Here is an 18,941-nt window from a genome sequence, read left to right on the forward strand (position 1 = left end):
ATAACTGACAACTTGTAATAGGATATTCAAAAGTGCACTATTAGTGGCAGAGCGTAAGATTAAGGTAGACAACAGCGCTGAAGGAGGATGGACATGGAACGAGTCGTGATTACAGGAATGGGAGTTACTTCTCCTTTGGGAAATGATGTACATACATTCTGGAATGGATTAATTGAGGGCAGATCAGGTGTATCACCGATAGAACATTTTGATACAGCTTCGTACAAAACCAGAATCGCTGGCGTGGTCCGTGATTTTGATGGTGAAGAGCGTTTTGGACGCAAGGAAGCAAGGCGCATGGATCGATTCGTTCAATTTGCTGTTGCTGCTGCGGATCAGGCTGTATCACAATCGGGTCTTGTGATGGATGAACTGGACCGTGAACGGGTAGGTGTATATATTGGTTCAGGCATAGGCGGCATCCAGACATTGATGGAACAAGGCAAGGTCCTGTCCGATCGGGGACCTGCGCGAGTCAGCCCAACACTGGTACCCATGATGATATCCAATATGGCGGCAGCTATGGTCAGCATGAGGTTTGGTTGTTGGGGACCGACATTGTCGCCCGTAACGGCTTGTTCCATTGGCAATACAGCCATAGGAGAGGCATTCCGGTTAATCCGTCATGGCGGAGCCGATGTTATTATTGCTGGAGGAACAGAAGCTGCTGTAACAGAGGTGTCACTGGCAAGCTTTGGTAATGCGACAGCGTTGTCTACACGAAATGAAGCGTTCCAAACAGCAAGCCGTCCATTTGATGCGGGGAGAGACGGTTTTGTCATGGCGGAGGGTGCTGGAATTCTAATCGTTGAATCACTGTCTCATGCACTGGGAAGAGGAGCAAACATTCTTGCCGAAGTGATTGGATATGGTGCCAGTTCGGATGCGTATCATATGGTAGCTACCCACCCGGAAGGGCGGGGGGCATATCTGGCGATGAAAGCATCACTTAAAGAGGCTAAGATTGGACCTGAGGACATTGATGTGATTAACGCTCATGCCACCAGTACAGAGGCAGGTGATCTGTCCGAGACGAGAGCGATCAAACAACTTTTCGGGACAGGTGCCTATGATATTCCGGTCACAGCGAATAAGTCCATGACGGGACATATGCTTGGCGCAGCAGGCGGGGCGGAAGCGATCTCGCTTATTCAAACCCTGCGGCATGGTATCATTCCTCCAACTATCAATCAGGAGCAGAGGGACCCCGAATGTGATTTGGATTATGTACCAAACGAGGCAAGAAGAGCAGAGTTGCGGATTGGGATGTCTAATTCCTTTGGTTTTGGCGGTCATAATGCGGTTATTGTTCTTCAAAAGTATTCATCTTAAGCAAAAAGACAGGCTTAAGTAGAAAGAACAGCGCAGCCCCATCAGGCTACGCTGTTCTTTGGTTACTTCGACTTCGGGATCATCCACATACACCGTACCATTGGTTAACGACCGTGTGGTTGTACGCCTTACGAAGAGAGGGATGTCGATTCCGCCATGCCTTTGTTGCCTCGGCTCAACCAGCTTACACGCCAGCGGGATTGCATGAAGAGAACCAGGAATAGGGAAGCTGCTGCAATCAGGCTAAGAATGACAAAGCCTGGTGTATAGGATTGATAGCTGCTGTACAGTTGACCGAGAATCAGCGGCAGTGCATACCCGCCCAATCCGCCAGCGGCACCTACAATACCTGTCATCAGACCAATCTCGTTGCCGAACCGTTGCGGAACCAGTTGAAACACGGAGCCATTTCCGGCTCCCAGACACATCATACCGAGGAACAGCATGACTACCACTACAGGCAGAGGTGGCATGAAGGATACGCCAATTAGCATAATACAGGCTCCTGTGTACAGGAAAGTTAGCATGCGGGTTCCGCCAATTTTGTCCGCCAGATAACCCCCGACAGGCCGGAAGAAACTGCCTGCGATTACACAGAAGGTGGTAATGTCAGCGGCACGAACAGGAGAGAGTCCATACTGGGTGTTGAAGAAGATGGTGAGATAGTTACATAATCCAACGAAGCCGCCAAAGGTTACACAATAGAAGGCACAGAATACCCAAGCATCTTTTTGTTTAAGCAGACTTCCGTATTGGGACAATTTCTTGGGTTCAGGCCGGTTAGGGCTATTCTTGGCAAAGATAGAAAAGAGGATGAATACGATAGCGATCGGTATAATAGCAAGTCCAAACACAACTTCCCAGCTGCCAAAATGCGTAGCCAAGCGATTGGCAAACAACGTCGCGAGTACGGTTCCACTGTTACCTGCCCCGGCAATACCCATGGCCAGACCCTGATGCTCCTTGCCATACCATTGACCCGCCAGAGGTAGTGCAGCGGCAAAGGAGGCACCTGCAACACCAAGCAAGAGTGCTACCACGTATAGTTGGCTTAAGGAGTCAACCCATAACCAGCCGAGTAATAAAGGAACCAGCGTGACGAGCATTCCAATCTGTGCGGTCAATTTCGGACCTATATAATCAGACATGAAGCCAAGCACAAGCCGCAGGATGGAGCCACCAAGGATAGGCAATGCGACCAGATTGGCCTTTTCCAGCGGAGTCATCGGATAGTCCAATGCTATGACAACTGCGAGTGGACCCAACATTCCCCATATCATAAAACTGATGTCAAAATACATAAACGCCCCGAAGAGGGTGGGCTTATGCCCGCTTTTCCAAAAACTTTTGCTCTCCATCATCCATCATCGCTCCTCATCCAATTGAGATCTTCGTGATTTGTCTATGTGCTTGTTAAGGCAGAAAAAGGCCGCAATTCGTCCAGATATGAACGATTTGCGGCCCCGTTGCCGACAGGCGGTACACGTCATTGTGTTCCCGCATCTGAGTTGATCACAGCACTGTGATTTTGATTCAAATTATAATCAAGAGAAAATAGAGATGTCAACAAAAATTACACGGAATTTTAAATAATTCATTTTTTAATCGTATTCTACATTTATGATGTTAATTTAGTTGACATATGTTTGAGATTCCCTTAATCTGAATCTAATATGAATCCACACAATGGCGTGTGGATTCCGGAGGCAACGGTGCCCTTTTCCGAATCATGGAGAAGGGATTTTTCTGTTTATTTTCAGGAGTGAGAGAGATAGGGGGCAGCCCATGAGCAGAAGCAAACTGGTGATTATCGGGAATGGCATGGCTGGAGTGAAGTGTGTCGAAGAGATTATCGCACTGGAGCCTGATACGTATGAGATTGTAATTTACGGTAATGAACCCCGTCCCAACTACAATCGGATCATGCTATCGAAAGTATTGCAGGGTGAGCATTCGTTACAGGATATCATTATCAATGATTGGACCTGGTATGCCGAGCATCAAATACGGCTATGTACAGGTGAGACGGTGCACCGCATTGATACCCGTGGAAAATATATAGAGACGGAATCCGGACTAAAAGAAACCTATGATGTCCTGATTCTGGCGACAGGGTCTTCACCTTTTATCCCACCGATTCCGGGAATTGATAAAGAGCGGGTCATGTCCTTCCGAACGATTGACGATTGTACGCGCATGTCTGATTATTCCAAAACCTATCGCAAGGCCGCCGTCATTGGTGGTGGATTGCTTGGGCTGGAGGCTGCACGCGGGTTGCTGCATCTGGGCATGGAAGCTGTGGTGGTCCATAACGCACCTTACATTATGAACCGGCAGTTGGATCAGAAGGCTGCCGCGATGCTTCAGGAGGAACTCGAAAGGCAGGGCATGTCCTTTCTTTTGGCTAAAAATACGCAGAAAATTACCGGACGATCGCAGGCGCAGGGGCTGCTCTTTACAGATGGTTCCAAGCTTGAAGCTCAGGTTGTCATTGTCGCTGTTGGGATTCGGCCGAATGTGGACCTGGCTAGACGAAGCGGAATCGCTACGAATCGGGCAATTATGGTAGATGACTATATGCGCACCAGTGTACCGGATATCTACGCAGTTGGGGAATGTGCCGAACATCGGGGAATCAGTTATGGGCTGGTGGCTCCTTTATATGAGCAGGGGAAAGTGCTCGCACGTACGCTCTGTGGTCAGGAAACGCCTGAATATAAAGGATCTATTCCCTACTCACAGTTGAAGGTATCGGGGGTTGATGTTTTCTCGGCGGGTGAGATCAGTGGGGAAGGCATACAGACTGCAATTCAACATCTGGATGGCATTCAAGGCACATATAAAAAAGTACTGATGCAGGCTGGCAAAGTGCGCGGCGCCATTTTATTTGGAGATACAACCGAAGGGACGGCTTTGCTTGGACTGGTGCAACGAGGTGCGGATGTAGCGGAATTGGCTCCGCGTGAAGGGGCCCCGGACCCGGCTGAGATGGCTGCTGCGGCATTACTCGCTCAGGAAACCGTATGTGCTTGCAACAATGTGACCAAGGCTGCCATTATGAAAGCTATTCAGGAACAGGGTCTCGAGACGGCAGATCAGGTGAAGGAACAGACGAAGGCTTCTGGTTCATGTGGTGGCTGTCGCCCGATGGTGGCTGCACTGTTGAAACATACGCATAATCTGAAAAATAACGGGGGTACTGGAGTGGTCGCCACACCGGATAAACCTGCTCCAATGCCTGTGTGCAGTTGTACGGAGCTTGGGCATGCAGAACTGAAGGAAATGCTGGATGACATCGTTGTTATGGAGATAGACCTACCAGACAAATCTTTGATCTTGCAGAAGCAGGGTTGGGGTTCGGAGTTTGGCTGCGTGGTATGTCGTCCTGTGATCGACTATTACTTACAGGTATCCAATCGATCGATTAATGACAGAGAGATCATGAATAAGGAATATCGGATAGTTAAACGGAATGGAAATCAGGCTGAACTTTCAAGGGATGATGAGATCGAAGGTCACTCAGAGGTTCAGGTACGCTGGGATGATCAGATCCCGATTTCATCCTATGCAAGAGATGCCAGAGGGTTGGCTGCACAGCTTCGTGCGAGTTGGATCGGTGCTGCGATGCCGTCGCCGGTAAATATGGGCGTTGCACCAGGGCCTGGTTCGTTGGTGAGCGCACTGGTGCAGGATATTGGCTTGCTGGCTTCACCAGCTGGTTGGGAGATCTATGCAGGCGGTCATGCAGAACATCCGGTCAAACAAGGTGGCTTGCTCGGGGTGGCTGAAACAGAGGTACAAGCGGCAGCACTCGCATCAGCCTGCCTTCAATGGTATCGCCAAACCGCTTGGTATGATGAGCCGTTATGGGCATGGACGGAACGATTGGGATTCATGTCCATTCGGGAAACGCTGCTGGATGACCAGTTACAGAAGGAACTGGCAGCTACACTTCAAGCTGATATATAGATGAAAGGCGGGGATGGAAAGATGGGATTATCCGTGAGTTCAGAACCAACAGCCTCCAAGCTCTATGTAAAGGAAACCCAGTGTCCGTATTGTAGTGTGCAGTGCAAGATGACTGTTGAAGAATTGGCTGCACCTGTTGCGGGCCAGCGTCGTGGTGAGTATACGGTTCAGGGTGTTCCGAATGAAGCCTCCCAGGGCAGGTTGTGTGTGAAGGGTATGAATGCTCATCAACATGCGCTCAGTGGTCAACGATTAATGCATCCGCTCATTCGTCGCAATGGCGAGCTTGAATCCTGTTCCTGGGAGGAGGCCATTCAGACCATCGCAGAGCGGTTTCTGGACTTGAAAGATTCATACGGAGCAGATACAGTCGGAGTCTACGGAGGCGGATCTTTGACAAATGAAACAGCCTATCTGCTCGGCAAGTTCGCCAGAGTTGCATTGGGGACAAAATATATCGACTATAATGGACGGTTCTGCATGTCAGCTGCGGCTTCAGCTGGCAGTAAAGTGTTCGGGATGGATCGTGGATTGACGTTCCGTCTGTCCGATATTCCCAAGGCAGGCTGCATTGTACTTGCAGGTACCAATATTGCAGAATGCCAACCTACTCTTCTGCCATACTTTAATCAGGCGAAGGAGAACGGAGCCTTCATTATTGTTATTGATCCACGCAAGACGGCAACCGCTGCCATTGCCGACCTTCATTTGCAGGTGAAGCCCGGCATGGATGCTCTGCTAGCGGATGCCATGTTGAAGGTGATTATGGATGCCGGATTGGTGGATCCTCATTTTATAGGCGAACGAACGCATGGTTACGAGCAATTGATACAAGGGTTGGCTGATCTGCAACTCGAACAGGCGGCACAAGCGTGCGGGGTTGATCTGGCGCTGATTCGTCAGGCGGCGATGGCTTACGGTGAGGCAGAGACAGGCATGATCATGACAGCACGTGGTGTAGAGCAGCAGACGGATGGACATATGGCAGTGAGACACTTTTTGAACCTGGTGCTGGCAACTGGAAAAATTGGTAGAGAAGGCTGCGGATATGGTGCCATCACAGGTCAGGGGAACGGGCAGGGCGGACGGGAGCATGGGCAGAAGGCTGACCAGCTGCCGGGCTATCGATCCATTGAAAATGAAGCCGATCGTGCCTATGTGGCATCCGTCTGGGGCGTGGACCCTGCAAGTTTACCAGGCAAAGGGGTATCCGCCTACGAGATGATGGAGAAGGTCCATGATCAGGAGATTCGGGCGTTGCTCGTAATGGGCTCCAACCCGGTCGTCTCCAATCCCAATGTGCGTTTGGTGGAAGAAGGTCTGCGCAAGCTGGACTTTCTGATCGTGGCAGATATGTTTCTGTCGGAGACAGCGCGCATGGCTGATCTGGTTCTGCCGGTTACATCTTATATGGAGAATGAAGGTACACTGACCAATCTGGAGGGGCGTGTTCTGCTCCGTGAACAGGGGCGACCTGCGCCGGGAGAAACGCTTGATGATTGGGATATATTATGCCGGATTGCCGCGCAATTGGGTAAAGCTTCTTACTTTGAATATGACACTGCTGAGGATATCTTTAATGAGCTTCGGGTGGCGAGTCGTGGCGGAGTTGCTGATTACTATGGCATTTCCTATGAGCGTTTGCGTAACGAGAAAGGGGTGTACTGGCCGTGTTCTGCCCTGGAGGATCAGGGAGAAGGACTACTGTTCGGTGAACGATTTGCTCACCCAGACGGCAAAGCAGCATTCACATTTGAATCCAGCCTGGGATGGAATGATGTATCGCTGAAATTCCCCCTAATTCTCACCAATGGGCGTGTGCTGCCTCATTATCTTACAGGGGTGCAGACACATCGAAGTCCGGCACTGGCAGCTCGTGAATTGGAGAACTTTGTTGAACTTCACCCAGCTACCGCTGCCCGTTATCGTATTCACGATGGAGAGTGGGTAGAGATTCAATCGACGTACGGAAGCTTTACGGTTCGTTCGCGCATCAAAGATTCGATTCGGGAGGATACCTTGTTCGTGCCGATGCATTGGGGCGGCATTCAGAATGTGAATCGGGCCACCAGACCAGAGCTAGATCCGTTCTGCCGGATGCCTGGGTTCAAGACAGCGGCTGTAACCATTCGACCTTTGCGCTTGGTTAGATGATTCATACAGGTTTCAATTTATTAAAGGTTCTCAGGCGTCATAAGCTACTCTAATATTAGCTTAGCGGCTGCGCAGTCCATATTTATATGAGACTGTGCGGCTTTTTTTGCGTATATGTACGCAAGTAGGCCATAGTTCCGTGGTTCCACGTAAACATGAGGATTGGCTCATGAATATGGATTGAATTTTAGTTATGATGTTCATTAGGGGTACATATGTACGTATTTTATATTTTATTTAGAGACAGATCGTCACTTCGAGTTTAGGTTATTCCGCATTGTGGTATAGATATCGGGGCTTATGGAAGCTTCTTCAAATAGGGCAGGACAGAGGGGGCAAGACAGTGAACGTATGGATAACGGTAAAAAGTCTGGGCAAACGCAAGCCGGTACTTGCCAAGCAAGCTGCCGAACTTCCGGAAACAACTCATACGTTAAGGCAGCTCATTGAGAACATGGTGACTCTGCAAGTAAAAGCTCTTCAGGACAAGAAACAACAGACAGAATTGCTCGCCTACCTGATGCAGGATGAGATTGAGGTGCAGGGAGCGGCGGGGAAAGTCGGGTTTGGCGCAGTATACAATGAGGGTGTTCCAGATCTGAATGTTGCGATGGAGACAGCGATAACCGCCTATGAGGATGGGTTGTACAAAGTGTTTCTCAACGATGAAGAATTGCAGGAACTGGATGAGTCACTTGTTGTAAAAGACGGAGATAACGTGGTGTTTATCCGTTTTACAATGCTTGCGGGACGTCTTTGGTAGAGAGCGATGAAGGAGGAGAACAGGATGAATCAGGAAGAGCAAGTACAGGTGTATATGGATGGATTGCAGGAAAGAGCCAAGTCGTTGACAGGGGTACAGCTTGAGCTGGCAGGCTATGTTGTGGAGATCGCCGGGTCTACGTATTTGCGTGGAGACGAAAAGATGTTTTTGAATACTGATAAGCTGCTTGGAAGGCTGGCTGCAGAAACGCAGAAACCATTATTCGAGCCACTGTTGGATGTGCTCCAGCATCTGGCGAGCGAGTCATTGGTTGCACGATTCCGTTATATTGCAGAGCGTGCGACTCGTTTCCCATACAGTAACAACTATGAACGCCGGCCTTTCCGCACATCTGATCCGGAGCAGCATGTAGAACAGGTCATTCGCAAACTGATGGGATTGTTCCGAATGGAAATGAAAAATTTCTCCCTAGAAGAATATGTGTCACTTCGTGAGTACAAGCTGGATTATCTGCATGAGATCCGTTCGGTATTGCCGGATTGCATTGCATATGAACTGGACCATGCGGGCGGGGATATGAAGCAGGCACTGCACGATATTATCTATGGTGACAATCAGACTGCACTGTTAACCCATGAAATGATCAAAGGCATATTCATGAGCGATCAGGCGGATGCCTATCAGATGGTGGGTGAGCTGCTCGTTGCAGCAAGGTTGCAGGAAGGGCTGCGCCAAAGCATTGTGGAGCGGATGGATGAAGGGACACTGGAAGCCTATATTTACATATTAAAAATCATTATCGACAACAACCTGATTCGTTTCAGTTCCGTGGTAAGAGCACTCGCCGTATGGACGGGGATCGGCATAGAAGCAGCCAACCAGCGTATTGCCGCACAGTTGATTGAACAAGCATATCAGGCGCTTGTGCAACCAGAAGTACGCGAGGCCTGGCAGCAGGAAGCAAACGCCAACAAACTCTTTATCAGTCTGTGGGCGACAGCGGTCATTGAAGAGAAGGAATTGAAGAGCAAGATAATCGAGATTATGGATCAAGGTCAGCTATATCAGAAGATTGTTGCCCAATACGTACTGGCTAACAGCCAGAACAGAGAGCTGCGTTTGGACATTGCACGTCGTTATCTGGAGGCGCAGGATACCGAGTTGATGCACTGGATTGTGACCAACTATGATGCGATGTATATGTACAACTGGAGTTTTGAGAATGGAGAGAATCAGCGTAGCGTCTACGTGTGGCCATTGCCTGCTCTGGGAGATAAGGCCTTGCGGCGTCAGGACTTTGATCGGTTCAAACAGATGCTGTCTGCCATTCCCAAAGGCGGGTCAGGTGGACCATCGGGTGTACTTGAGTATGTTCACTACCGGATTGATACGGATGATGTAGTCAAGAAAATGTTATATCTGGCCGCCTATGATATGAACCCGGAATGGATTGGTGAAGTTATTGCAATCAAGGACCGATTAAGCCCGGAACTACGCGGAGAACTGCTGTCCCAGTTTGTTCAGCATCCCGAGAATGAGGTGCAAAGACAATTTGTGTTTGAGAGCTTGTCTGATAAAAGCATCAGTAATCGGGAGAGTGCACTCGCCAAGGCGAAGCTGCTCACGTTGACGGTTGAAGAGATGAAACAGATGGAGGCGTTGATGAAGCTCAAGACGGGCTCACTTCGTCAGAAGGTCATCCATGTACTGTTACTGCAACCCGTGGACCAATTGACGGTCTCACTGAAGCGACTTTTGCAAGCCAAGAGTGAACTGCAGCGTCTGGGCGCGCTCGAACTACTGACCGAGATTGCGGCAGATCCAGAACGGATAGATCAGCAGGAGGCATTGCAGCCATTGGCGCAGCTGATTGAGACAGCCACTGCCAAGGAACAGAAACTACTGGATAAGCTGACCGATCAGGGGAGTCGTTACACAGCCTCTAATGGATTTGGTTTATTCGATCCGAAGCGACGTGAGCTATTGCTGGATGAGAAGCGTGACCTCAAGGGCCATAATCCGAAGGATATCTTTACACTCTCTCTGGATAAGACCAGACCATTTCTGGAGGGACTTAGTGAATTAGTGCATGAACACAGGGATTATGAGTATGAAGTGGAGTACTATGCTGGCTACAAAGACACGTTGTTAGTCGGAGCGAGTCTTCGCTCCAAGGTTCCATATGGAGAGCGGAATGAAATGAAGCAGATGGAACAGTTTCCGCTTCATGACGTATGGGAGAACTATATTCAACATGCCGGGTTCAGCAGTGTGGAACTGATGCAGCTATACATGACAATACAGCTCCGGGAGTTCAATGGCAATTTGAGCGACCATTACAGTTATTTCCGTGAGCAGTATGACTATGACGAATTGCATAAGATTCCGTTATTGGAAGGCTGGCGCAAGTCGTTTGCCGAACAGATCTATCCTCTGGATGACATCGAAAAGCTGCAGCAGATGCTGGATTCGTTAACGTATAAGGATCAGGTAGTGGCGCTGATATCGGCGGCATTTCTGGATAGCGATCCAATCGACACGTTTGAGATAGCTGAGAGAACCTGGGCTTCTATCATCGCGAGTATGCCTGCTGATCAACTCGAGAAAGAGTCAGGCATGCTTCATATTCTGACTGGACCTTGGAATTATGTGGTTCGGGGCAAAATCCATGACGATAACAGCTTCAGACGGTTCTTCCAGACGGCTTACCAGTTCACCAGTCTTGTAGAGAGTAATCAGCCGCTGTCTTTACTGTCACTTGAAGATTTCCTGCGTGCGTACCAGTTGAATCTGATTGGTGAACAGGAGATATATCGTCAGCTGCTGGTCGGTGCGAATCGTCTGTTGTTTGTTAGAGACATAACATCCACTCGTACAGAAGGGATCGCAAGTGATCCAAAGCTGATTCACTTACGAGATACAGTCGTTAACCGGATTCTGGAGATCGAGCTTACTCGGGGTGAACTATCCACAGAAGTAAGTACACTTGCCATGAAGCTGAATCGAATTGAAGACATGGAACACTGGGTACATCTGGTCTCTGCGATGGATCAGGATACATTTGTCCGTGGATATATCTATAGCTATGGGGACAACACAACACGTAAAGAGACGTTCAGCTATCTGATTCAGAATTGTCATCCACGGGATGGAGAAGATGAGAAGCGTCTTGGAGAGTTGCTCCAGAAGTATCCGGTGAATGAGAAAAAATTGCTGGAAGCAGCCATGTACGCACCACAGTGGATGGAGATTGTTGCGAAACATCTGGGATGGGAAGGTCTACGCAGTGCAGCCTGGTACTTCCATGCTCATATTAATGAACGCTTTACTGCGGAGAAAGAAACCATCGTGGCCCACTATTCTCCAATCTCACCACAGGACTTTAACGAAGGTGCGTTTGATATCACGTGGTTTGAAGAAGCCTATGCTGATGTCGGAGAGGAACGATTCAATCTGTTATACGATTGTGCCAAGTACATTTCCGGGGGATCTAACCACCGCAGATCCCAATTGTTCGCAGATGCTGCACTGGGTAAGCTTCGACTGGACGATATGCGTGAGTCCGTGTCAGACAAGCGAAACAAGGATCATTTGTTAACCTACAGTTTGATTCCATTCGCTGTAAATCGCGAACAGGATCTGCGTGAGCGATACGACTTCATTCAGAAGTTCCTGATGCAGAGCAAACAATTCGGTGCACAACGCCGCGCCAGTGAAGGTGTGGCATCACAGATTGCACTGGGCAATCTTGCTCGTAATGCAGGTTATGCTGATGTTACGCGGCTGATGTGGGACATGGAAGCACGCAAGTTGGATGAGATGAAATCTTTCTTTGAACCTCATGCATTGGATGCTGACACGACAGCACAATTGGTCATCGATGAGGAAGGCCAACCCGAGATGGTTATCGTTAGCAAAGGGAAGACACTCAAGTCTGTACCTGCCCGGTTCAAAAAGGATGGATATATCGCTGAACTGAAAGAGCTAAAAACGGATCTGGTGGATCAGTATCGACGGGCAAGGCAGGAATTGGAACGTTCGATGACTGCTGGAACATCCTTTACACGTGAGGAAATTGCGAGTCTGATGCAAAATCCGGTTATACATCCGCTGGTAAGAACACTTGTATTCCAGTCAGGTGACAAGACGGGAAGATTCGATGTATCGTCCAGTGGTTTGGTTGCTCCAGGGCTGGAGGGTACGATCCATGCATTAGCGGAACAAGATCAACTGTTGATAGCTCACCCGCTTCATCTGTATCAGAACGGAAGCTGGAGTGAATTCCAGCGGGATCTGTTCACCCGTCAGGAGCGTCAGCCGTTCAAGCAGGTATTCCGTGAGCTGTATCTTCCTAACGAGGACGAATTGGCTAATGGTACGGTGTCCCGCCGATATGCCGGGTATCAGATTCAACCGAAAAAAGCAGTAGCTCTGCTTAAAGGACGCCAATGGACTGTCAGTTATGAGGAAGGTCTGCAGAAGGTAAGTTATGAGCACAATCTGATCGCGAATCTCTATGCCATGGCAGATTGGTTCTCACCAGCAGATACCGAGGCGCCTACCTTGGAGACGGTGCAGTTCTACGATCGCAAGAGCTACAAACCTGTAGCGCTGCAAGATGTGCCGCTGACGTTCTTCTCCGAAGTCATGCGTGATATCGATCTGGTGGTCAGCGTTGCACATGTAGGAGGCGTAGATCCGGAAGCCAGCCTGACAACAATCGAGATGCGCCACGTCATTGTGACCGAGTCGTTGCGTCTGCTGAAGATCGACAATGTACGTCTGGACGGGAACTACGCACGAATTGATGGTGAATTGGGTGAGTATGCTGTTCATCTGGGGAGTGGTAATGTGTTCAAACAAGCCACAGGTGCACTTCATATCGTACCGGTGCACAGTCAGCATCGGGGTCGAATTTTCCTGCCATTCCTCGATGAAGATCCGAGAACAGCTGAGATTCTGTCCAAGGTGATGTTGCTCGCCGATGACAAAAAGATCAAGGACCCGCAGATTCTTGCACAGTTACAGAATTAGAAATGAACGAACTAGATTTAAACCGCCCCGTGGGGCGGTTTTTTTATTTGTAACCCCGATTTTCAATGTAACTCCGAATCTCAATATAACGAGTGTAGAACAAATAATCATGGACGGAGTGAACAATATGGAGAAATCCAAACATAAAGGCAACGGAGGAACCTGTTAAAAGGGACTTCAGTTGCTTTTATATTTTTGGATATTTCAATGGACCGGATTGGTTCCGTTTTCAAATAGACTTAGGACCCAGGGTGTGTGGGTATATTCCTTAATCTGATAATTAATTGCATTAATTGGTTGAACGGGAGTGGGTCGAACCGACTGTTTTTAAAAGTAAAGAATCTGTTCTAAAGTAGTTACGGAAATGTAAATAATTCGTTTTCTTATCTTGTTATCTGAATTTTTGATGTGGTGATTCCAAAGAACTAGGCTTGTTCTTATCGATCATTTACCAAATTTAAGGGGATGTAATTCATGATCATGTCGGCTATCGTTAGGAAGCGAAATCTGCTGACTTGCTTGCAGGCTGCAGTTTCGGAAGCCATGTGCAGGACGACCTGAATGCTTGAAAGACTGGGATCAAGCCAGTTTGCATTCCCTTGTATACATGTATTCAATGTGTGCACAAGAAAAATGATCAAGAGAGAAGGAGAGCTTACAACATGAACAGAAGACTCAATCTGATTTTCCTCAAACGATGGTTTATGTTATTAATCATCGTGGCGGTTGCGGCTATGCCGCTACACGCCTTCGCCGCGGAGGCGGAATCCGGGACTGATCGGCCATGGATGAACACATCTCTATCTGCGGAAGAACGCACCGAGCTGCTGCTCAAGGAGATGACGCTGGAGGAGAAAGTTGGATTCGTAACTGGTAAAGTAAATAACTATTATGGTTTCTATAATGATGGATTGGAGCGCCTCGGCATTCCGGCATTACAGATGGCAGATGGACCTGCAGGGGTACGTGTGGCTAACCCGGATGTGCAGGACAAAAAGTCCACGGCATTGCCTGCACCCATCGCGCTTGCCGCTTCCTGGGATACCAATCTTGCCAAGAAATATGGCGATTTGATCGGTCAGGAAGCACATGATACAACACATAATGTAGTGCTCGGCCCTGGACTGGATATTGCACGTACACCATGGGGTTCCCGGAACTTCGAATCTCTGGGGGAAGATCCGCTACTGGCTTCCGGTATGGGTGCAGCGTATGTGAATGGGATTCAAAGTAATCCGGTTATCGCTACAGCGAAACACTATATCCTGAACAACCAGGAGACGGAACGTTTCACGACCAATGCAACAGCCAGCGAACGTGCCATTCAGGAAGTCTATGCACGTCCGTTCCAGGCGATGGTCGAAAAAGCGGATCTTGGTTCAGCAATGTGTTCATTTAACCAGGTGAACGGTACATATGCTTGTGAGAACAAGGAGATGCTGACCAATGTCCTTCGGGATCAGTTTGGCTTCGAAGGGTTTGTCATGAGTGACTACGGTGCAAACTTCAGCACAGCCAAATCCGCCAATGCGGGTCTGGATCTGGAGACACCGGGAGAGCCTTACGGCAAATGGGGAGACAAATTGCTGGAAGCCGTGAACAATGGCGAAGTCAGCGAGCAAACCATTGATGAGAAGGTTAGACGCATTTTGCTTCAAATGTTCGATAAAGGGCTGTTCGATAACCCTGTAACGAATACACAAATCAATGCCAAGAAAGACGGCAAACAGGCACGTGAAATTGCAGAAGAGAGCATGGTTCTTTTGCAAAACAACGATAATGTGCTGCCGCTGTCCAAGAAAAACGTGAAATCCATCGCTGTCATCGGTCCGGATGCAGATAACGCATCTGCTGCTGGTGGAGGTAGCAGTCTGGTTAATCCGACGTATACCGTAAGTTCACTTCAAGGCATTCGTAACCGTGCCGGTAACGGTGTGGATGTAAAATATGCTGCCGGAACCGATCCTATCTCCGCAGGGGATGCATTTAATGGACCATCCGCCGTACCTTCTACTCTTTTATCACCAGCGGATGCTCAGGAAAGTGAAAGAGACTATGGTACAGATCGTGCGGAATACGGTCTGCGTGCTGAATACTGGACGAATAAAGATATGGAGGGTGACCCATCTCTGGTCCGTACAGATCATCAGGTCAACATGAATCTTGGATTCTACAACTATGAAGGTTTTAACGCACAATCTTCCAAGCTTCCAGTGACACCAACGAAGTTCAATGCCAAGATGTCTGCTCGTTGGACAGGGGCGATCACAGCACCTCAAACAGGTGATTACAAACTGTCTCTGACCAGTCTGGGTTCTGCGAAACTGTATGTGGATGATGAGTTACTCGTAGACAATCAAGGTGAAACATTGAGTACAACAAAGAAAGAAATCACATTCAAAGAAGGCGAGTCCCACAATATTCGAATTGAGTATCGTACGGATTTCCCGGTACAGACTAATCATGATATGGGTGCACAGGTTCGTTTTGGCTGGGAAGCTCGAGAAGACGCTGTGGATATCAAAATGCAAAAAGCAGTTGATCTGGCGAAAAAATCCGATGTTGCCGTCGTGGTAACTCGTACGTATGACAGTGAAGGTTACGTCGACCGTTCCGACCTGGAGCTGCCGAATAACCAGGAGCAGCTGATCCGCAAGGTAGCAGCAGCCAATCCAAAAACGATTGTGGTGCAAATGAGTGGTCGCGCTGTTGAAATGGATTCCTGGCAAAAAGAAGTGCCATCCATCGTTCAGGCTTGGTATGCAGGTCAGGAACAAGGTAATGCAGTGGCACGTGTGCTGTTTGGTGATGTGAATCCATCCGGTAAGTTGCCAGTGACGTTCCCATCAGATGATTCCCAGACCCCGGTATCCACTGCGGAACAATTCCCGGGTGTTAACGGGGTGGGCAACTATTCCGAGGGTATCTTTGTAGGGTATAAAGGATATGACAAAGAAGGCATGACACCGGCGTTTGCCTTTGGACACGGGCTGTCGTATACCGATTTTAATTATCGTAATCTGCATGTGAAAAACACTGGCAAAGGTGATAAGGAAACCGTAGAAGTATCCCTGAATCTGCGTAATACCGGTAAAGTTTCCGGTGCAGAAGTTGTACAGGTCTATGTCGGCAATCTGCCAACCAAAGTTGAAACGCCAGAGAAGCAACTTGCTGGCTGGGCGAAAGTTGATCTCAAAGCAGGCAAGCAGCAACGCGTCAATATTCAACTGGATCGCAGCGCACTGTCCTATTGGGATGAAGCATCACATGAATGGGTAATGCCTAAGGGTAAAGTTCAAGTGTATGTCGGCAGTGCATCGGATGATATTCGTCTGACAGGCAGTGTGAATATCGGAAGCAAGTCTGGTAAATAAAAGTGCAATCAGGGAGATCGAAAAGTTGTTCTCCCAGTGAAGTTATTTGTGTCAAATGCAGTTGGTTCTACTTTATATAGATTAGGAAATTGAGTCGTGGCCTAGTGGCCGCGGCTTTTTCCACAATGGAAGGATAGTGAAGCGTGATGAACATAGGCTGGCGAGAGCATTCCAAACGATGGATGATCCTGTTGATCGCAGCTGTTTGTTGTATCGGTATAGGAATCGGGCTTACCTTCAACCGAAGTGAACAACCCGCTCCGACACCGGTTGTGGACAAACAGAGAACGGCCGAAGTCTGGTTAACCACGGGAGATCAGCAAAATCTGCTTACACCACAGAAGCCCATTCCAATTATCGATCACCATGATGCAGACATAAGTTCTTCAGTTTCTTCAACGCAGGAGTCAGACACGTCTTCGTCGGCGTTCACCATACAGATTGATTCGGACAAGACGTATCAGACTATGGATGGATTTGGCGCAGCGATGACGGGTTCATCGGCACATCTGATCAACGAGCTCCCAGCGGAACAGCAAGAACAATTGCTAAAGGAGTTATTTACGACGGAAGGACTGAATATGGATATGGTGCGTCACACGATTGGTGCCTCCGATTATTCGGTAGATGAATCAGGCGCGGCTTCAAGTTATACCTATGATGATATCGAGTCGGGCACAGATTATGACATGGAACACTTTTCGATTGAAAAGGATCAGGAAGTCGTGAATATGCTGGAGCGTGTAGCTGGTTTGAAACCGGATCTTAAAGTGCTGGGCACCCCGTGGACGGCCCCGGCCTGGATGAAGTATGGGGAGAAGACCACGAACGGCTGGTATCTGGATTACAACGATCCTCAGGTGTACAAAGCGTACGCAAGATATTTTGTGAAATATATCAAAGCTTATCAGACAAAGGGCATTCCGATCTACGGGATCACGTTGCAAAATGAACCGGAGTTCACCTCGGATAAATATCCGAGTATGAGTATGGGCGCCGAAGAACAAGCGATGTTCATACGGGATTATCTAGGCTCGGCGCTACAGGATGCCGGACTGGATACGCGAATCATCGCGTATGATCATAACTGGGATCAGGCGGTCGAATATACCAGCAAGGTGATTGGTGATGAACAGGCTGCTGCCTATATCGATGGATCTGCTTTTCACTGTTATGCAGGTGATCCATCTGTCATGTCGGAAGTGCATGAGCGCTTCCCGGACAAAAATATCTATTTTACCGAATGTAGTGGTGGGGAGTGGAGTCCTGATTTTGGCGAGAATCTGAGCTGGCAGATGTCCAATCTCATTATTGGTGCACCTCGCAACTGGGCGAAAAATGTGCTGCTCTGGAACATCGCACTTGATCCGCAAGGTGGACCCACGAACGGTGGCTGTGAGAACTGTCGTGGGGTTGTGACGATTGACCCCGACAGTGATGAAATCATCAGAAATGTCGAGTATTATGCGTTAGGCCACATCAGCCGTTATGTACGTCCGGGAGCCATAAGAGTTGCTTCTACGCAAGAACAGGGCCAGCTCGAGAACGTAACCTTCCGCAATCCGGATGGAACGACGGTGCTGGTTGCAGCTAACACGGGTGAGGCGGAAGTTTCCTTTGATGTAGTCATAGATGGAGATTCGTTTCGATATATACTGCCTTCCCAATCGGCAGCAACCTTCCGTTGGAAGCCAAAAACGGAGGGAGAACGTTGACTCATGATTGGAAATTACGGGTACAGATTGAATGATGGACATGGTAAAATAAACGTAGAGTTATTTCAAATTTGAAGTGTTAAACAAGTCCGATCCCAGGATCGGGCTTTTACATAACCTTTTACTTTTACTAGAAAAGGAGATTACGTTGGACATGTTAGTCGCTGCATATCGGGAACAGGATCATGACAAGTTGGTCGAGATCTGGGAGAGTGCTGTGCGGGCAACCCATACGTTTTTGGAAGAGCATCACATTCAGTTCTACAAAAAAGTGGTGAGTGATGTGTTGCAACAAAGGCAAGTCGAGGTTTGGGAAGCGCTGAATACGGAGCAACAACCCGTAGGTTTTATTGGTGTGGATGATAACTTTATCGAGATGTTGTTTGTAGATCCGAGCCAGCACGGACAGGGTCTGGGACGTCTGCTAATAAACCATACCTTCAAAATCAAAGGCCGTCACCTCAAGGTGGATGTTAATGAGCAGAATACTGGGGCAGCCCGATTCTATGAAAAGATGGGATTTGTACAGATGGGGCGGTCTGAATTGGATAGTTCCGGTAATCCGTTTCCACTGTTGCATCTGGAGATCAAACAGGAAGAGGCCGAGAGATTGTCGTAATGGATAACCACGAGTTATAA

At 48.5% G+C, this 18,941-nt stretch carries 9 protein-coding genes; 8 read left to right on the forward strand and 1 reads right to left on the reverse strand.

Annotation, left to right across the window (positions count from 1 at the left end; genetic code table 11):
* Positions 1-93 precede the first annotated feature (93 nt).
* The gene (gene fabF / locus MKZ13_RS04490) at positions 94-1,332 is read left to right on the forward strand and encodes a beta-ketoacyl-ACP synthase II (protein WP_339182126.1); all 1,239 of its coding nucleotides are present in this window, start codon (positions 94-96) and stop codon (positions 1,330-1,332) included.
* A 128-nt stretch (positions 1,333-1,460) separates the two neighbouring features.
* Here the strand turns inward: fabF and MKZ13_RS04495 are convergent, their stop codons facing one another.
* Complete coding sequence (locus MKZ13_RS04495) at positions 1,461-2,690, reverse strand: nitrate/nitrite transporter (protein WP_076213570.1); 1,230 nt, start codon at positions 2,688-2,690, stop codon at positions 1,461-1,463.
* A gap of 427 nt (positions 2,691-3,117) precedes the next feature.
* On the opposite strand from MKZ13_RS04495, the gene nirB reads away from it, so the two are divergent.
* From nirB to MKZ13_RS04530, 7 genes are all read left to right on the forward strand, one after another.
* On the forward strand, positions 3,118-5,301 hold the full coding sequence (nirB, locus tag MKZ13_RS04500) for a nitrite reductase large subunit NirB (protein WP_339182129.1): 2,184 nt from the start codon (positions 3,118-3,120) through the stop codon (positions 5,299-5,301).
* A gap of 21 nt (positions 5,302-5,322) precedes the next feature.
* Complete coding sequence (locus MKZ13_RS04505) at positions 5,323-7,455, forward strand: molybdopterin oxidoreductase family protein (protein WP_339185332.1); 2,133 nt, start codon at positions 5,323-5,325, stop codon at positions 7,453-7,455.
* A gap of 343 nt (positions 7,456-7,798) precedes the next feature.
* Complete coding sequence (locus MKZ13_RS04510; protein WP_339182131.1) at positions 7,799-8,218, forward strand: hypothetical protein; 420 nt, start codon at positions 7,799-7,801, stop codon at positions 8,216-8,218.
* 24 nt (positions 8,219-8,242) lie between these two features.
* On the forward strand, positions 8,243-13,213 hold the full coding sequence (locus tag MKZ13_RS04515; protein WP_339182133.1) for a DUF4132 domain-containing protein: 4,971 nt from the start codon (positions 8,243-8,245) through the stop codon (positions 13,211-13,213).
* A gap of 662 nt (positions 13,214-13,875) precedes the next feature.
* Entirely contained in the window at positions 13,876-16,587 is a 2,712-nt protein-coding gene (locus tag MKZ13_RS04520) for a glycoside hydrolase family 3 C-terminal domain-containing protein (RefSeq protein ID WP_339182136.1), read from the forward strand.
* Positions 16,588-16,733: 146 nt separating this feature from the next.
* A complete protein-coding gene (locus MKZ13_RS04525) occupies positions 16,734-18,302 on the forward strand; it encodes a glycoside hydrolase family 30 beta sandwich domain-containing protein (RefSeq protein ID WP_339182139.1) in 1,569 nt (522 codons plus the stop codon).
* Positions 18,303-18,450: 148 nt separating this feature from the next.
* The gene (locus MKZ13_RS04530; protein WP_339182141.1) at positions 18,451-18,921 is read left to right on the forward strand and encodes an acetyltransferase; all 471 of its coding nucleotides are present in this window, start codon (positions 18,451-18,453) and stop codon (positions 18,919-18,921) included.
* Positions 18,922-18,941: the final 20 nt, after the last annotated feature.

The organism is Paenibacillus sp. FSL R5-0701 (genome assembly GCF_037973995.1).
In the GTDB taxonomy this organism is placed as follows: domain Bacteria; phylum Bacillota; class Bacilli; order Paenibacillales; family Paenibacillaceae; genus Paenibacillus.

Bases quoted from the DNA above. Each gene is read 5' to 3' on its own strand.
- MKZ13_RS04515 (WP_339182133.1), top strand. From the start codon at position 8,243: ATGAATCAGGAAGAGCAAGTACAGGTGTATATGGATGGATTGCAGGAA.
- MKZ13_RS04525 (WP_339182139.1), top strand. From the start codon at position 16,734: ATGAACATAGGCTGGCGAGAGCATTCCAAACGATGGATGATCCTGTTG.
- nirB (WP_339182129.1), top strand. From the start codon at position 3,118: ATGAGCAGAAGCAAACTGGTGATTATCGGGAATGGCATGGCTGGAGTG.
- MKZ13_RS04520 (WP_339182136.1), top strand. From the start codon at position 13,876: ATGAACAGAAGACTCAATCTGATTTTCCTCAAACGATGGTTTATGTTA.
- MKZ13_RS04495 (WP_076213570.1), bottom strand. From the start codon at position 2,690: ATGGAGAGCAAAAGTTTTTGGAAAAGCGGGCATAAGCCCACCCTCTTC.
- fabF (WP_339182126.1), top strand. From the start codon at position 94: ATGGAACGAGTCGTGATTACAGGAATGGGAGTTACTTCTCCTTTGGGA.
- MKZ13_RS04505 (WP_339185332.1), top strand. From the start codon at position 5,323: ATGGGATTATCCGTGAGTTCAGAACCAACAGCCTCCAAGCTCTATGTA.